Origin of the sequence: Polynucleobacter asymbioticus, assembly GCF_018687575.1 — a bacterium.
Classification (GTDB): Bacteria; Pseudomonadota; Gammaproteobacteria; order Burkholderiales; family Burkholderiaceae; genus Polynucleobacter; species Polynucleobacter asymbioticus_C.
The window spans coordinates 1,283,992-1,299,501 of sequence record NZ_CP061297.1; the positions used below are offsets into that span (position 1 = coordinate 1,283,992).

Genomic DNA, 15,510 nt, shown 5'->3' on the forward strand with positions numbered 1-15,510 from the left:
TTTCTCTTATCTATTGTTTAGCTTAACTATCTTGAATACTGTTTAGTGTGCTGCCCACTGGATGGTGCTGAGATCAATACCATCTTTAAACATTTCCCAAAGTGGTGAAAGTTCGCGCAACTTCGCAATCTTCTCTTTCACCAGCTTGATTGTGAAATCCACTTCCTGTTCGGTAGTAAAGCGCCCCAGAGTAAAGCGAATTGAGCTATGGGCTAATTCATCGTTACGACCAAGTGCCCGCAATACATAAGAAGGCTCTAGGGATGCTGAAGTACATGCAGAACCAGATGAGATGGCCAAATCTTTCAATGCCATCAACATCGATTCACCTTCAACATAGTTAAAGCTGATATTCAGGTTATGTGGAACACGGTGATCCATATCACCATTCACATAAACCTCTTCAATATCTTTCAAACCATTGAGCAAGCGATCACGCAAAGCGCGGATGCGAGCATTGCCTGAAACCATCTCAAGACGGGCAATGCGGAAAGCCTCTCCCATGCCAACAATTTGGTGAACCGCCAAAGTACCAGAACGCATGCCACGCTCATGACCGCCACCGTGAATCTGTGCCTCAATACGAATACGAGGCTTACGACGGACAAACAGTGCGCCAATACCTTTTGGACCATAAGTCTTGTGAGCAGAGAAACTCATTAAATCGACTTTAACTTTCTCTAAATCAATCTCTACCTTGCCAGTCGCTTGCGCTGCATCCACATGCAATATCACACCACGGGAACGGCACAATTCACCAATTTTCGGGATATCTTGCACTACACCAATCTCGTTGTTCACGTACATAACTGATGCCAAGATAGTGCCTGGCTTCATTGCTGCCTCTAGCTGAGCAAAATCAATCAATCCATTAGGCAACACATCTAAATAAGTTACTTCAAAGCCTTCGCGCTCCAACTCACGGCAAGTATCTAAGGTTGCTTTGTGCTCAGTCTTCACGGTGATGATGTGATTACCACGCTCTTTATAAAAGTGAGCGGCACCTTTGAGAGCCAGGTTAATACTTTCAGTTGCGCCACTGGTGAACACAATCTCTCTAGGGTCAGCATGAACTAGCTGGGCTACTTCTGAACGCGCCCACTCAACCGCCTCCTCCGCAGCCCAACCATAGGCGTGACTACGGGATGCCGCATTACCGAATTGCTCACGCAAGTAAGGCAACATCTTATCGACCACGCGTGGATCAATCGGCGTAGTAGCTGAATAGTCCATATATACCGGGAAGTGCTTAGGACTAAACATGGGAACTGCCTGCTGGGGAATGTCTTGTGGTGCGTTCATTTTTATTTATCTATCAATGGGCTAAGAAATTAATCGCGCGACTCAACTTTGCTGAGCCAAGTTAAAAACAGAATTCACAAGAGGCCGCTTGGGGGCGACTTCTTTTGTTGCTGCGACTGCTGTTGCCGGCTTTTCTGCCTTTACGCTATCAGTCTTGGCTTTTTTGGGACGTAAATCGTGCAATACGATTCCACGCCCTGATTGCTGCTGCACCAAGTCACGCAAAGTTACCGAGCTGAGGTACTCCACCATCTTGGCATTCAGGTTTGACCATAAATCATGGGTCATACATCGACCATGGTTTTCTTCATCACTATGGCAATTGCCTTTGCCACCACATTGGGTAGCGTCTAAGGGCTCATCGACTGCCACAATGATGTCGGCCACACTAATCTCTTCCGACTTGCGGGCAAGGGTGTAACCACCACCTGGGCCACGAGTGCTATCAACAATATTGAAACGGCGTAATTTGCCGAACAATTGCTCGAGGTAAGACAGGGAAATCTTCTGTCTCTGGCTAATTCCGGCCAAAGTTACAGGCCCGTGCGTTTCACGCAGGGCTAAATCAATCATTGCGGTTACTGCAAAACGGCCTTTGGTTGTAAGTCTCATATGTCACCTTGGTAATGGATTGTTATGGACAGCTAACAGCCGGGCGGGTAATACCCGACCATTCCACTCAACTTTAACATATACCCAACTATTTTGCTCAGGATTGAAAGACCCCTAGATAGCGTCCCGTGAGCGCGCCCCGAAAGCCATTTCCTTAACCTTTGTAAGGCGATCACGGGTAGCTGCGGCCTTTTCAAACTCCAGATTCTTGGCTTCCGAGTTCATTTGCTTCTCTAAGCGCTTGATTTCGCCTGCCAGGTCCTTCTCGCTCATATCTTCATAGCGAGCCCGCTCCTGCTCCACTTGCATCTCAGAGCGCTTCTCTTTGACGTCATAGACCCCATCAATGATGTCCTTGATACGCTTCTGAACTCCTCTTGGCTCTATCCCATTTGCTTTGTTAAAGGCCACCTGTTTGGTGCGGCGGCGCTCAGTCTCACCCATCGCACGCTTCATGGAATCGGTAATTCGGTCGGCATACAAAATTGCCTTACCTTTGACATTTCGCGCCGCCCTACCAATCGTTTGGATCAAGCTACGCTCAGAGCGTAAGAAGCCCTCTTTATCTGCATCCAAAATGGCAACTAATGAGACCTCAGGAATATCCAAGCCCTCACGCAATAAATTAATACCCACCAAGACATCGAAGACACCCAAACGCAAATCGCGCAGAATTTCTACCCGCTCAACCGTATCAATATCGGAGTGGACATAACGTACCTTTACGCCGTTATCCGATAAGTAATCAGTTAACTGCTCGGCCATCCGTTTTGTTAAGACTGTAACCAAGACACGCTCATGCACCTTGACGCGCTCATGAATCTGACTGAGTAAATCATCTACTTGCGAGCTTGCTGGTAACACTTCAATTTCTGGATCCACTAATCCCGTTGGCCTAGCCACTTGCTCGACTACTTGTCCAGTGTGCGTATTTTCATAATCAGCTGGTGTAGCAGAAACAAAAACGGTTTGACGCATCTTTGTTTCAAACTCAGTGAACTTGAGTGGTCGGTTATCCATTGCTGAAGGCAAGCGGAAACCAAACTCCACCAAAGTATGTTTGCGAGATTTATCACCGTTGTACATGGCATTGAGCTGTCCGATAAGTACGTGACTCTCGTCCAGGAACATCAAGGCATCATTTGGCAAGTAGTCCACCAAGGTAGGTGGCGCCTCTCCAGGCATAGCGCCCGAGAGGTGGCGGGAGTAGTTCTCAATACCCTTGCAGAAACCCAATTCATTGAGCATCTCCAAATCAAAGCGAGTGCGCTGCTCGAGACGCTGAGCTTCAACTAACTTGCCGTCCTTAACGAACTCATCTAAGCGAATACGTAGTTCAGCCTTAATCGTTTCAATCGCCTTCAGAACCGTGTCGCGGGGAGTAACGTAGTGTGAACTTGGATAAACGGTGAAGCGTGGAATTTTCTGACGAATTTTTCCAGTGAGGGGATCAAAAAATTGCAAACTCTCAATGACATCATCAAAGAGCTCAACGCGCACAGCTAATTCATTGTGCTCAGCTGGGAAAATATCAATTGTGTCGCCGCGCACTCGGAAAACGCCACGCTTGAAATCCATTTCATTGCGGTCGTATTGCATTGCAATTAAACGCATCAAAATATCGCGCTGACTCATCTTGTCACCAGGACGTAAAGTCATCACCATGCTGTGATAGTCACCTGGATTACCGATACCGTAAATTGCAGAGACAGTCGCCACAATGATGACATCCCGTCGCTCTAACAAACTCTTGGTAGCAGACAGTCGCATTTGCTCAATGTGCTCATTGATGGATGAATCTTTTTCAATAAACAAATCTCGCGTCGGCACATAGGCCTCTGGCTGGTAGTAGTCGTAGTAACTGACGAAATACTCCACTGCATTTTTTGGGAAAAACTCCCGAAACTCACTGTAAAGCTGGGCAGCCAAGGTCTTATTAGGGGCAAAAATGATCGCAGGACGGCCCGTTCTAGCAATCACATTGGCCATCGTGAAGGTTTTACCCGAACCAGTAACCCCTAAAAGGGTCTGGAAAGTCAATCCATCCTCAATTCCAGCCACCAGAGCATCAATAGCAGCTGGCTGATCCCCTGCTGGCGGAAATGGCTGATACAGCTGAAATGGGGAATCCGGGAACGAAATGAACTTAGCCGGATCCAGGTCGTGACCCACCTCGCCCAAAGGATCGGCTACCGGGGTTTTCTTGCTTTCAGCGACTTTGGAATTTGAGGAACTTTTAGGCAACTTAGGGGGCATCTCAGCTATCATTTCACTTGTGACAATTAGTTCACAGCGAATTTTGTACAAACATTGATTTTGCCGTTTTTATTTGGAAATAGTTGAATCTAGACTCAAAAACAGCCATTTAAAGTAAATTTAACTGAATTTAACGTCAATTAACACTGAAATACCCTTTTTAACCTACATTACCACCCCCTTTTCGACCCCCAAATGAACCTTTTTACCTCAGTCCAGTTAGCCCCTAAAGACCCCATTTTTGGCCTCACAGAAGCCTATGTCGCAGATCAACGTGCAGACAAGGTGAACTTGGGTGTTGGCGTCTATTACACCGATGAAGGCAAGGTACCTCTCTTAAAGGCAGTCATTAAAGCTGAGGAAGCAATTGTCGCGAAGCAGTCTCCGCGCAGCTATATTCCAATCGAAGGCCCTAACCCCTACAACAGTGCAGTACAGAACCTCTTGTTTGGCGCAGACTCTTCGCTTATTAAAGACGGTCGCGTTGTCACCGCGGAATGCCTTGGTGGCACTGGTGCGTTGCGCGTTGGCGCAGATTTTATTAAGCGTCTTAATTTAAATGCACCTTGCGCGATCAGCAACCCAACCTGGGAAAACCATCGCGGCATTTTTGAATCCGCAGGATTTGAAGTGGTTGAGTACACCTATTTCGATGGCAAGACTCGTGGCGTTGATTTTGATGGCATGGTGAAATCTTTAGAGTCTTTCCCAAAGTTCACCACAGTCTTATTGCATGCTTGCTGCCACAACCCAACTGGCGCCGACATTACTGAAGCGCAATGGCGTCAGGTAATTGAGATTTGCAAAGCAAAGCAACTGATTCCATTTTTAGATATGGCTTACCAAGGGTTTGCTGCTGGTATCGAGCAAGACGGTATTGCTGTTCGTTTATTTGCTGACTCTGGCATGTCTTTCTTTGTATCAAGCTCTTTCTCTAAATCCTTCTCACTCTATGGTGAGCGAGTTGGTGCACTGTCTATCGTGACTCAAAGCAAAGATGAATCCACTCGCGTACTTTCTCAATTGAAGCGCGTGATTCGCACAAACTACTCCAACCCCCCAACTCATGGTGCTGCAATTGCAGCCGCCGTTCTGAATTCGCCAGAACTCAGACAGCTATGGGAAGATGAGTTGGCACAAATGCGTGATCGCATCAAGGCAATGCGTCATGGACTTGTAGAAAAATTGGCCGCCGCTGGCGCAAAGCAAGACTTTGCTTTTATTGAAGCTCAGCGCGGTATGTTTTCTTACTCCGGATTAACTGCGGAACAAGTAGAACGTTTACAAAAAGAGGATGGCATTTATGCCCTCTCCACTGGCCGCATTTGTGTGGCCGCCCTCAATACCAAAAATATTGATAAGGTAGCTCAAGCAATCGCCCGCGTATTAGCGTAACAACCGGTAATAAGCGGTTACACGGATTTACTAGGAGTCAACATGCTATATCAGCTACACGAATTTCAAAAAGCCTTACTTCAACCAATGAGCTCATGGGCTCGTGCTGCTTCTGAAGCTTTTATCAATGCTTCAAACCCTGCATCAAAGGTTCCTGGCTCAGAACGTTTAGCCGCAAGTTACGAACTCCTATACCGCCTAGGGAAAGACTATAAGAAACCCGAATTTGGTATTCGCTCCGTGCAAGCACATGGTCGCGAAGTGGCGATTCATGAGAGAACTATCGTAGCCAAACCATTTTGCAATCTGATTCGCTTCAAGCGTTTCTCTGATGATCTTGATGTCATTAAAAAGCTCAAAGATGATCCAGCGGTTTTGGTTGTTGCACCTTTATCCGGCCACCACTCAACACTATTGCGTGACACTGTGCGCACCCTCCTGCAAGACCACAAGGTGTATATCACCGATTGGATTGACGCACGCATTGTTCCAGCTGATGCTGGTGATTTTGGTTTAGATGACTATGTGCATTATGTTCAGGATTTCATCCGTGCAATCGGCGCTGAGAACTTGCATGTGATCTCCGTATGTCAACCAACAGTTCCTACATTAGGCGCAATCTCTTTAATGGCTTCCGCTGGTGAAAAGACACCAGCCTCTATGATCATGATGGGTGGCCCAATTGATGCACGCAAGTCACCGACTGCTGTGAATAACTTGGCCGATCAAAAATCGTATGACTGGTTTGAAAGTCATGTAATTTATAAGGTACCACCTAGCTACCCAGGTGCTGGTCGCAAAGTGTATCCAGGCTTCTTACAACACACTGGCTTTATCGCCATGAATCCTCAGAACCACCTGCAGTCACATTGGGATTACTTCCAGAACTTAGTGCGCGGCGATGAACAAGATGCCGAAGCGCATATTCGTTTCTATGATGAGTACAACGCAGTACTCGATATGGATGCGAAGTTCTACTTAGACACGATCAAGACGGTATTCCAGGACTACTCATTACCAAACGGTACCTGGGAAGTATCTGGCGATCTAGTGAAACCACAGGATATTAAGAAAACCGCCCTTCTCACCGTTGAAGGTGAATTAGACGACATCTCTGGCAGTGGACAAACCCGCTCAGCCCACGCCTTATGTGCTGGCATTCCAAAAGCTGATAAGGACCACTACGAAGTTGCGGGCGCTGGTCACTACGGCATCTTCTCTGGCCGTCGTTGGCGTGAGAAGGTATATCCAAAAATTAAGTCGTTTATTCGTGAGCATCAAGGTGTTCAGAAGAAAACAAAAGCTCGACCCCCAAAACTGGGATCTAAAAAGGCTGCATAAACCAGCGGCGCGACTCTCGGGTCGCGCTTCTAGTTTTAGGGCGCCTCAATTGCAATGAACATCCAGCAGACGAAAGAACTAGCTAATCGTCTCGAGGATATTCTTCCTCAAACCCAATGTACTAAATGTAGCTATCCTGACTGCAGAGCTTATGCAGAGGCCATGGCGACTGGTGAGGCTCTACCAAATCGTTGTCCACCGGGAGGTGTGGAGGGCATTCAAAGGCTCAGCGCTATCCTCACCCCCATCTTCCCTCAGGATGCTTTTGAACTACATCCTGAAATCAACCCCGAATGTGGCATCGAGCGCCCCAGACCAGTTGCCCTTATTGACTCCAAGACTTGCATCGGCTGCACCTTGTGCATTCAGGCATGTCCTGTAGATGCCATTGTCGGCGCCTCTAAGCAAATGCACGTAGTCTTGAGCGATTGGTGCACTGGTTGTGATCTCTGTATACCGCCCTGCCCTGTAGATTGCATCACGATGGTTGATGTCACTCAGGAGAAAACTGGTTGGGATGCCTGGACCCCGGAATTAGCCGCACTGGCACGTAGACGATACGAATCGCGTGACCTGCGCTTAGATCGCGAGCAGCGCGACAATGATGAGCGACTGGCAAAGAAGGCTGCTGCAAAATTAGTCGCCGTCAACGCAGAGAACCCAGACTCAGAAGAAGCCATAAAAGAACAAGAGAGAAAGCGCGCAATCATTGCTGCCGCCATTGCAAGGGCCCAGCAAAAGAAATGATGAATCTTGAAAAACGTCAGGCTTTCTTCGAATTGCTCAGGGAAAATAATCCACATCCAGAAACGGAACTGGAGTACAGCTCCCCATTTGAGTTACTGATAGCAGTTTTACTCTCTGCACAAGCAACCGACATTTCAGTAAATAAAGGCACTCGCAAGCTATTTCAGATTGCCAATACACCTCAAGCACTTTTGGAACTGGGTGAGGAAGGCGTTAAACCCTATATTCAGCACATTGGTTTATTCAATTCCAAAGGAAGGCATATTCAAGAGACCTGCCGACTCCTAATCGAAAAGCATGGTGGCGAAGTGCCTCAAAATCGGGAAGATTTAGAGACACTTCCAGGTGTCGGCAGAAAGACCGCGAACGTTATTCTCAATACTGCTTTTGGTCAGCCCACCATGGCAGTTGATACCCACATCTTTAGAGTCTCAAACCGAACTGGCTTAGCGCCCGGCAAAGATGTTGTAAAAGTGGAAGAGCAATTACTCAAGCGTGTACCAAAAGAATTTTTGATGGATGCGCATCATTGGCTTATTCTGCATGGTAGATATACCTGCAAAGCACGCAATCCCGATTGCGAGCAATGCATTGTTGAACCGCTGTGTGAGTTCAAACAAAAAACTGGTAAAGGAAAAGTTCGTGGCAATATTTAATCCAACCCGTGAAGAAGTGCGTCGCTTTTTTTGCGATACCTGGAAAAAGAAAACCGAAGATCACATTCTGACGCCAATGGAAATACTTGCAAGCGACTGGATGACTGAACACCCGGAGTATCATGCCCTGCTCGCCGATCCAGAAGGCGCTGTTGCGCAAGACTACACGCCAGAGCGCGGGGAAACCAATCCTTTTTTGCATCTCTCGATGCACTTATCAATTAGCGAACAAATCTCCATCGATCAACCATCAGGTATCAAGGCGATTGCGGAGAGGCTTGCTAAGAAACTGGGCTCGGAGCATGAAGCTCAACATGCCATGATGGAATGCCTAGGACAAGTGATGTGGGAAGCACAACGAGAGGGTCAGCCACTGAGCCCCGAAAAATATCTAGAGGCCTTGCAGCGTCTCAATTAGTGACTGCGCTTTACCAGCATCTGCTTGCTCAGGATGACAGTAGAAACCACCAGAAAAGCAAATACCATATTCATTGCCGTGAGGTGATCGCCTAAGAAGAAGCTTGAAGCTAGCAGCGTGCAAAAAGGCTGAATCAACTGAACTTGACTGACCCTTGCAATCCCACCAACTGCAAGCCCCTCATACCAAAAGAAGAAGCCCAAATACATTGGAAACAAGCTCAGGTATACAAAACTGGTCCAAGCAATGGCATCTGCATTCAAATAGATAGAAGAGTATGTGAAATACGTCATGATGAAGTTGATGGGCAATGAAATCACTAGCGCCCAAGAAATCACGATGCGAGGATTCATCTTTCGGGAGAGCTCACCCCCCTCTACGTATCCAATACAGGCACAAACCCCACCAAGCACCAAGAGGCCATCGATATAAGTAAAACTGCCAGAACTTTTGAGTAGCGCATAAATGATTACCAAGCCAGCACCCAACATCGACACTAACCAGAAGCCAACGGAGGGACGCTCCTTGAATCGAATCACTCCGATCACCGTAGTCGCTAAGGGCATCATTCCCAAAATCACGGCGCCATGTGAGGAGGAACCCTCTTTCATAGCGACAGTAGTAAAGATTGGAAATCCAAATACAACACCCAAAGCAATTACTGCAAGCTTAGCTAAATCAGTTTTACTGGGAAGCGGTACCTGTTTATAAGAAAGATAGGCCAAGGCAACTAAGCCCGCTAAAGCGGCTCTACCAAATGCAATGAAATAGGGGCTGAAGCTGACAACTGCAATCTTGCTTATCGGCAAAGTTAGACTAAATACGAGAATGCCGACAAAGCCAATCAGCATTCCCTTTGTTTCTTTATTCACATGTACACTCAAAAAGGTAAATGATCCTAGAAACTAGGATCAAATAATTTACGGTTCGAGGTCAAAAACAAACCCCCTCAGCTGAATAGAATATCCAAATTTGGGGGTCAGCTAAAAGTGGTTTTTTACCCGGGAACTACGCGGTAATAAAAAGCATTTCCACCATAAAGAGGCCTCATTCGGAAGCCTTGACACTGATAGAAGTTAATGCCATTTCTTGGAGCCAGAAAACATCCAGGCAACAGATTTGGAAAAGTTGAGCCGATTGGTGGGATTGAATAGCCAACAGGAGCTGCTGGTCCGGGGGCAACTACTACTGGTGCAGGCTGCTGCACATAAACAGGCGCTGGAGCTTGCTCAACTACCACCGGAGGTGAGGTAGAGCCTTCAACTACCTCAGCACCCGCCACAACTGCTGCAGGCCCCACCCAACCAGGTCCGCAACGCCAGCAACCGCCGCCACCCCAGCCTGGGCCGCGCCACCCCCCACGATAACCATGCCAATAAGCTTCAGCATCCGTTACAGCAGTTAATGTAGTTAAACCAACTAAACCCAATAAAACGTACGAAAAAATTTTCATATGATGTCCCTAATGCTTTTAATTAAGTGGCGCATCAGGCTGCGCAAATTCAATAGTGAGGGCCTTTGAGAATCTACTAGCATCAAAGCGCACCCCTGGAATACTGGAATTGAGTTTCCAGTTTTTATATTGCAGCGTTGTTCTTGGCAAAGATTTGTCACCCAAGTAAATCCATGAGGCCATATAAGGAAGATTATCTTTTGCGCCAATCCAGATTTGACCCTGAAGCTCTCTACCAGCCATCACAATGACATTAGTCTCAACCCCGCCTACTAACTTTGTCTTACCAACGATAAAAGCATCGGTGAGGCCTTGAGTTAAGTGAGCATATGGGTTGGATAGGATGAGATCATCACCAGGAAAAAATAACCCCGCTTTGTCGTACGCAAATTTGGCAGCCTCATCGATATTGCTAGGCGCACTAGTGACGGCCACGAGATTTTTTTCTGGACTATAGGCAAATAATTGCTTGCCATTAAATAGAACCTCACTTGATGGCCCATCACCCCAAACAACTACATCAAATTTATTAGGTCGCTGAAGCGCTACTTTTGCGGCAGTTGAATAGATCACCGGAAGACCGTCAATAGACGGAAACTCTGATAAGACTAGGGCCTCAAACTGCATAGACTTGGCAGCGGCTAACTTATCCGTCATTGCCTTAAGCAACTCCAAGGCTGCAGGCTCAATTGCCGTCATGCCTTTTGGTAACTGGGGTCTTTTCCCCGCCTCAGGCCGATTGATATTCGCAGACTGAGCGCTGGCAACACCCAAAATGCAGCATGAAACCAGAGCAGCAACGATCTTGCTAAAGGAATACATAAACGACCTTAAGATTGAGTTGGTGTAATACAAATTCTATTGCAATAGTGATGACTATAAACAAAGAATTAAGCGGGCAAACCCCTATACAGAGATTTGATACTTATTGACTAACGCCTTTAATGTGTAAATTCTCTATATCAGCAACTAATTTGCTCAGGCGCTCTTTATCAGCAGCACTTAATGCCTGATCATTCTTTTGGGCTTGCAGCGAAACCTCAGCATCTTCTAAGTCGAGAACCACTTCAATTGCGCGTTTACTTTTTTCCTTATCAGTACCATCAATTAACTGATAGAGATTGAAATACAAAGCAGATAGACTTTGATTTTCCAAAGTGGGACTTAAAGGGAACTTACTTTTAAATACACTGGCCAAAGCAGACTTAGCGTCACCGACTGTTTTTGCATGGCGCAAAAAGTACTTCATATTTTGGATGCGATTACCAATCTCAAATTGATACTCGATTAATTGAGCCTTATTTTTTTGCTCAGTCTCATAATGATGTTGAATTTGCTGAAGTCCAGCGGCACCACCAGTAATCACTACCGAGGACAAAAACCACATACCCACGGAAGAGTTGAGAAACTCCATTAACTTGGCTGAGAATTTTTTCTCTACCAATTTCACGTCTTCTTCCAGTAAATTAAGGCCTGATTTAAGGCTTGCAGTCTCGGCCTCTAACTTTATCTTTAGCTCGTGACGAAATTTCTCTTCAGCCTCGATAATGGATTTTCTATCGTTACTCAACATGTGGCGTTACCTATTTAATGGACCCAAGAGAGACTTCAATACTGCGCTGTATTTAATAAGATGTGCACTCATTCCCTTGAAAATGAGCTTGCACTACAACATTATTTTGAATCGAGAAGACGGTAGAGCAATACAAGGGAGTAACAGTCCTCCCCCAGTAACCACCCTGAACATAAACACCATCATTACGGGCATAAGTTAGATACCTTGTATTTCCGCTAATCACAATCGATGAAGGCAGCCCCCAACCAGCCTCTAGCGCTTGCTCAGATTGGCCAACCCAGGCCTGCAAATTTGCCTGGTAATTGGCTGCCGTTGAACAGCCAACCAATATCAGCGCAATACTTAAATAAAGCGACTTTAAAAATTTCATGGGTATTTTTGCAAAATCATTAGGAAAGTGCTGCTATTGCCGACTTAATCGCCTTTGGCAACTCTTGAGCCAGTTTTTTTCTATGCTCTAAATTGCTTGCTAGAGTTTGCTGAGTCTTTGCAGACCAAGCCGATCCCGGAAAGAAGGCATCGTCCTTGTATCTCGGAATGATGTGCCAATGAATATGCGGCACCATATTACCCAAGGCAGCAATATTCACCTTGTCTGGCTGCATCATATGACGCACCGCTTCCTCCACAGCAAATACCAAGGCCATGAGGTGCTCACGCTCACCATGAGTGAGATCAGTCATTTCGGCGACATGACGATTCCAGATTACCCGGCAAAAACCAGGTAGGTCAGGATCGTTTACCAGGATGACTCGGCAGTCATCTCCACGCCAGATCAATTGACCCTCTTCAGGCTTGAGTTCTTCTTTACAGAGCACGCAATTAGTCATGTGAAGAATGTATACGAAAACGGCATCTAAGTCACCCTTGTGGGGTAATTTAGATGCCGAGACAGTAAGGATAGATTGATTACTGCACCACTGCTATGAACTGCTTAGGGATTTCTTAGTGGAACTGCTCTTCTTCTGTAGAACCAGTCAATGCTGTTACTGAAGACTTACCACCTTGGATCACTGTGGTTACATCGTCAAAGTAACCAGTACCAACCTCTTGCTGATGCGATACGAATGTGTAACCACGATCACGAGCAGCAAATTCTGGCTCCTGTACTTTCTCGATATAAGCAGTCATACCGCGCTGCATATAGTCTTGGGCCAAGTCGAACATGTTGTACCACATGGAATGAATACCAGCCAAAGTGATGAACTGATACTTGTAGCCCATTGCACCTAATTCACGTTGGAACTTCGCAATCGTTGCGTCATCCAAGTTCTTCTTCCAGTTGAAAGATGGTGAGCAGTTGTAAGCCAACATTTTGCCTGGGAACTTCGCACGAATTGCTTCTGCGAACTTACGGGCAAATTCCAAATCAGGCGTACCTGTCTCACACCAAACCATATCAGCATATGCAGCGTATGCCAAACCACGAGAGATAGCTTGATCCAAGCCCTTACGTGTTTTGTAGAAGCCCTCAGCAGTACGCTCACCTGTCAAGAATGGCTTGTCGTTTGCATCGTAGTCGGATGTCAATAAGTCAGCAGCTTCAGCATCAGTACGAGCCAAGATGATGGTTGGAACACCCATGACGTCAGCAGCCAAACGTGCAGAGATCAATTTCTGAACTGATTCAGTAGTAGGCAACAATACCTTTCCACCCAAGTGACCGCATTTCTTTACAGAAGAGAGTTGGTCTTCGAAGTGAACGCCAGCAGCACCCTGCTTGATCAATGCTTTGCTTAATTCAAATGCATTTAGTACACCACCGAAACCCGCTTCAGCATCAGCAACGATTGGAGCAAAGTACTCAATGTAACCAGCATCGCCTTTGTTAATGCCTTTAGCGGTTTGGATTTCGTCGGCACGTTGGAATGAGTTGTTAATACGCTCAACCATCTTTGGAACTGAGTCAACTGGATACAAAGATTGATCTGGATACATTGCTGCGTAAGAGTTACCGTCAGCAGCAACTTGCCAACCTGACAAGTAGATTGCCTGAACGCCAGCTTTAACTTGTTGCATTGCCTGTCCACCAGTCAATGCACCTAAACAGTTAACGTAAGCTTCGTTATTCACCAACTCCCAGAGACGCTCTGCACCATGTTTGGCTAATGTGTGCTCAATCTTCAATGAACCACGAAGACGCACAACATCCTCAGCTGTGTAGCCACGGGTAATACCTTTCCAGCGTGGATTGGTATCCCAGTCCTTTTGTAGTGCTGCGATTTCTGCTTTGCGATCTGCCATGTTTTTCTCCCTAAGTTAAACAAGTACTTCAAATATTTGGACATTCAAGTCTTATGTCTTATATAAGAGTTTAAGGATCTAGAAACAGCATGCAAGAACTATTTAAATAAATTATGAAAATAATTAACTCAATTAATTCAGCTACTTAAAAAGATTTTTTTATATTGTGAAACGCTTCTCCAAAGGGTGAGAGTACGCCCAAGGGGAAATATTGCACTGCATTTTGCGTACGGGAATGTCTTTTCACATTATGAAAAGAGAGAAGGTCTTTTAGGCGGCTTGAGGCTTGCCAATAGAGGCGACCTTAAATCCAGTCAAAATAATCATGAGCTGTAGGATCGCCACTCCGACAAATAGCAGCTTAGGTAAACCGATATCTAGGAAGATTCCAAAGATCAATGGGCTCATAGCTGCACCGAGATCAATCCCGGAATACACAATGCCATACACCCTACCGGATGAGCCGGAAGGTGTTGCAGAGCGAATCATCAAATCACGTGATGGTGCGGCAATGCCCAGACCAAGACCAATCACAATGAAGGCAATCACAATCAACTCGATTGGAATCAAACCTGTCGCCAACAATAGCCCCATCACAATATTTACAGTGAAGCAAATCGTAATAATGCGTTCTGGCACTTTTAATTTAGTTGCTAAATAACCGCCCAATAACATACCGCCTGCACCACCCATAGACATCAGAGTGAGATAGTAATTTCCAGAACTGACAGCGATGTCATAGATTTTAAAAAGTGCCGTTGGCGCAAATGATTGCAAGCCGGTCGTTGCAGCCATGCTGAAGAAAAAGAAAATCCAACAAAGCCAAACAACGGGCAGCTTCAGAAAACCAAAGGTACTCATGGGCGCACCACCAGGATTGCTTTGAGCATGACTAGCCTGAGATTCCTCGCGTCTTGCATGGACATCATCAATTAAGCGCGCCCTACCAATCCACAGGGTGAGTAGGATCAGGGCCTCAAGTACTGCAGCAGAGAGAAATGCAATCCGCCAATCAGCAATACTTGCTACCGCCACCATAAAGGCTGGAGCTGCGGCCCAACCAATATAACCCGTTACTCCATGAATGGAATAAGCATAGGGCAAATTCGGAGGTGAGATTTTATGGTTGATTAATGTGTAATCGACCGGATGAAAGACGCCATTGCCGCAACCTGCAATCACCGCGCCCAACACCAACATAGCATAGCCATTACTTTGAGAGTAAGTGAGTGCAGCCAATGCCAGTAAACCGACGCCAGCGAACAATACTGGGCGAGCACCAATCCGATCAACTAAAAATCCAGATGCCGCCTGAACAATGCAGGAGACTACGAAGAAGATGGTCATGAGCAGACCCAACTCAGCGTAGTTAAAGCCAAATTCTGCCTTCAACCATGGGAACATGGGCGGCAGAATTAAATGGAAGAAATGGGAGCTGCCGTGAGCCAGGCTAATCAGACCAACCACCCGGACATCACTGGCGCGCCTCATTACTAGGGCATCAGTCATG

16 protein-coding genes are annotated in these 15,510 nt (G+C 46.3%); 5 read left to right on the forward strand and 11 right to left on the reverse strand.

From position 1 onward, the window contains the following. Nucleotides 1-42: 42 nt before the first annotated feature. From AOC19_RS06415 to uvrB, 3 genes are all read right to left on the reverse strand, one after another. Nucleotides 43-1,302 (reverse strand): IscS subfamily cysteine desulfurase, encoded by a 1,260-nt coding sequence (locus tag AOC19_RS06415; protein WP_435367666.1) that lies wholly within the window; start codon nucleotides 1,300-1,302, stop codon nucleotides 43-45. 42 nt (nucleotides 1,303-1,344) lie between these two features. Beyond that, nucleotides 1,345-1,914, reverse strand: coding sequence for a Fe-S cluster assembly transcription factor (locus AOC19_RS06420; protein ID WP_215374997.1), 570 nt, complete (start codon nucleotides 1,912-1,914; stop codon nucleotides 1,345-1,347). Between the two features lie 114 nt (nucleotides 1,915-2,028). Further along, nucleotides 2,029-4,182 (reverse strand): excinuclease ABC subunit UvrB, encoded by a 2,154-nt coding sequence (uvrB, locus tag AOC19_RS06425; RefSeq protein ID WP_251368004.1) that lies wholly within the window; start codon nucleotides 4,180-4,182, stop codon nucleotides 2,029-2,031. Between the two features lie 183 nt (nucleotides 4,183-4,365). On the opposite strand from uvrB, the gene AOC19_RS06430 reads away from it, so the two are divergent. Genes AOC19_RS06430 through AOC19_RS06450 form a run of 5 tightly spaced genes read left to right on the forward strand, consistent with a single transcriptional unit; the run spans nucleotide 4,366 to nucleotide 8,727 of the window. Then, nucleotides 4,366-5,565: an amino acid aminotransferase gene (locus tag AOC19_RS06430; protein ID WP_215375000.1), complete on the forward strand. Its 1,200-nt coding sequence runs from the start codon at nucleotides 4,366-4,368 to the stop codon at nucleotides 5,563-5,565. 42 nt (nucleotides 5,566-5,607) lie between these two features. Next, nucleotides 5,608-6,906 carry a polyhydroxyalkanoate depolymerase gene (locus AOC19_RS06435; RefSeq protein WP_215375003.1) on the forward strand — a complete coding sequence of 433 codons (1,299 nt, stop codon included), beginning with the start codon at nucleotides 5,608-5,610 and terminating at the stop codon, nucleotides 6,904-6,906. Nucleotides 6,907-6,960: 54 nt separating this feature from the next. Then, a complete protein-coding gene (rsxB, locus tag AOC19_RS06440; protein WP_215375006.1) occupies nucleotides 6,961-7,653 on the forward strand; it encodes an electron transport complex subunit RsxB in 693 nt (230 codons plus the stop codon). After that, nucleotides 7,653-8,309 carry an endonuclease III gene (gene nth, locus AOC19_RS06445; protein WP_215378196.1) on the forward strand — a complete coding sequence of 219 codons (657 nt, stop codon included), beginning with the start codon at nucleotides 7,653-7,655 and terminating at the stop codon, nucleotides 8,307-8,309. The genes rsxB and nth overlap by 1 nt, the downstream gene beginning before the upstream one ends. Further along, on the forward strand, nucleotides 8,302-8,727 hold the full coding sequence (locus AOC19_RS06450) for a DUF1841 family protein (protein ID WP_215378198.1): 426 nt from the start codon (nucleotides 8,302-8,304) through the stop codon (nucleotides 8,725-8,727). Before nth ends, AOC19_RS06450 begins: the two co-directional genes overlap by 8 nt. On the opposite strand, the gene AOC19_RS06455 is transcribed toward AOC19_RS06450, so the two are convergent. From AOC19_RS06455 to AOC19_RS06490, 8 genes are all read right to left on the reverse strand, one after another. Beyond that, nucleotides 8,724-9,599 (reverse strand): DMT family transporter, encoded by an 876-nt coding sequence (locus AOC19_RS06455; protein ID WP_215375008.1) that lies wholly within the window; start codon nucleotides 9,597-9,599, stop codon nucleotides 8,724-8,726. The two genes, AOC19_RS06450 and AOC19_RS06455, sit on opposite strands and share 4 nt — an antisense overlap. A 125-nt stretch (nucleotides 9,600-9,724) precedes the next feature. Then, nucleotides 9,725-10,180: a hypothetical protein gene (locus AOC19_RS06460; RefSeq protein WP_215375011.1), complete on the reverse strand. Its 456-nt coding sequence runs from the start codon at nucleotides 10,178-10,180 to the stop codon at nucleotides 9,725-9,727. Between the two features lie 18 nt (nucleotides 10,181-10,198). Next, on the reverse strand, nucleotides 10,199-11,002 hold the full coding sequence (locus AOC19_RS06465; protein ID WP_215375014.1) for a DUF2092 domain-containing protein: 804 nt from the start codon (nucleotides 11,000-11,002) through the stop codon (nucleotides 10,199-10,201). Nucleotides 11,003-11,105: 103 nt separating this feature from the next. Further along, the gene (locus tag AOC19_RS06470) at nucleotides 11,106-11,753 is read right to left on the reverse strand and encodes a hypothetical protein (protein WP_215375017.1); all 648 of its coding nucleotides are present in this window, start codon (nucleotides 11,751-11,753) and stop codon (nucleotides 11,106-11,108) included. 52 nt (nucleotides 11,754-11,805) lie between these two features. Continuing rightward, nucleotides 11,806-12,126, reverse strand: coding sequence for a hypothetical protein (locus AOC19_RS06475; RefSeq protein WP_215375019.1), 321 nt, complete (start codon nucleotides 12,124-12,126; stop codon nucleotides 11,806-11,808). Nucleotides 12,127-12,145: 19 nt separating this feature from the next. Then, complete coding sequence (locus AOC19_RS06480; protein ID WP_215375022.1) at nucleotides 12,146-12,586, reverse strand: HIT family protein; 441 nt, start codon at nucleotides 12,584-12,586, stop codon at nucleotides 12,146-12,148. Between the two features lie 115 nt (nucleotides 12,587-12,701). Then, nucleotides 12,702-14,000 carry an isocitrate lyase gene (aceA, locus tag AOC19_RS06485; protein WP_215375025.1) on the reverse strand — a complete coding sequence of 433 codons (1,299 nt, stop codon included), beginning with the start codon at nucleotides 13,998-14,000 and terminating at the stop codon, nucleotides 12,702-12,704. A 270-nt stretch (nucleotides 14,001-14,270) separates the two neighbouring features. Further along, complete coding sequence (locus tag AOC19_RS06490; protein ID WP_215375028.1) at nucleotides 14,271-15,509, reverse strand: MFS transporter; 1,239 nt, start codon at nucleotides 15,507-15,509, stop codon at nucleotides 14,271-14,273. Nucleotide 15,510 lies beyond the last annotated feature (1 nt).

Excerpts from the sequence above, each read along its gene's own strand:
- AOC19_RS06430 (WP_215375000.1), top strand. The coding sequence starts at position 4,366 with ATGAACCTTTTTACCTCAGTCCAGTTAGCCCCTAAAGACCCCATTTTT.
- AOC19_RS06465 (WP_215375014.1), bottom strand. The coding sequence starts at position 11,002 with ATGTATTCCTTTAGCAAGATCGTTGCTGCTCTGGTTTCATGCTGCATT.
- AOC19_RS06415 (WP_435367666.1), bottom strand. The coding sequence starts at position 1,302 with ATGAACGCACCACAAGACATTCCCCAGCAGGCAGTTCCCATGTTTAGT.
- aceA (WP_215375025.1), bottom strand. The coding sequence starts at position 14,000 with ATGGCAGATCGCAAAGCAGAAATCGCAGCACTACAAAAGGACTGGGAT.
- nth (WP_215378196.1), top strand. The coding sequence starts at position 7,653 with ATGAATCTTGAAAAACGTCAGGCTTTCTTCGAATTGCTCAGGGAAAAT.
- AOC19_RS06470 (WP_215375017.1), bottom strand. The coding sequence starts at position 11,753 with ATGTTGAGTAACGATAGAAAATCCATTATCGAGGCTGAAGAGAAATTT.
- AOC19_RS06420 (WP_215374997.1), bottom strand. The coding sequence starts at position 1,914 with ATGAGACTTACAACCAAAGGCCGTTTTGCAGTAACCGCAATGATTGAT.
- AOC19_RS06490 (WP_215375028.1), bottom strand. The coding sequence starts at position 15,509 with ATGACTGATGCCCTAGTAATGAGGCGCGCCAGTGATGTCCGGGTGGTT.
- AOC19_RS06435 (WP_215375003.1), top strand. The coding sequence starts at position 5,608 with ATGCTATATCAGCTACACGAATTTCAAAAAGCCTTACTTCAACCAATG.
- AOC19_RS06480 (WP_215375022.1), bottom strand. The coding sequence starts at position 12,586 with ATGACTAATTGCGTGCTCTGTAAAGAAGAACTCAAGCCTGAAGAGGGT.
- rsxB (WP_215375006.1), top strand. The coding sequence starts at position 6,961 with ATGAACATCCAGCAGACGAAAGAACTAGCTAATCGTCTCGAGGATATT.
- AOC19_RS06475 (WP_215375019.1), bottom strand. The coding sequence starts at position 12,126 with ATGAAATTTTTAAAGTCGCTTTATTTAAGTATTGCGCTGATATTGGTT.
- AOC19_RS06460 (WP_215375011.1), bottom strand. The coding sequence starts at position 10,180 with ATGAAAATTTTTTCGTACGTTTTATTGGGTTTAGTTGGTTTAACTACA.
- uvrB (WP_251368004.1), bottom strand. The coding sequence starts at position 4,182 with ATGATAGCTGAGATGCCCCCTAAGTTGCCTAAAAGTTCCTCAAATTCC.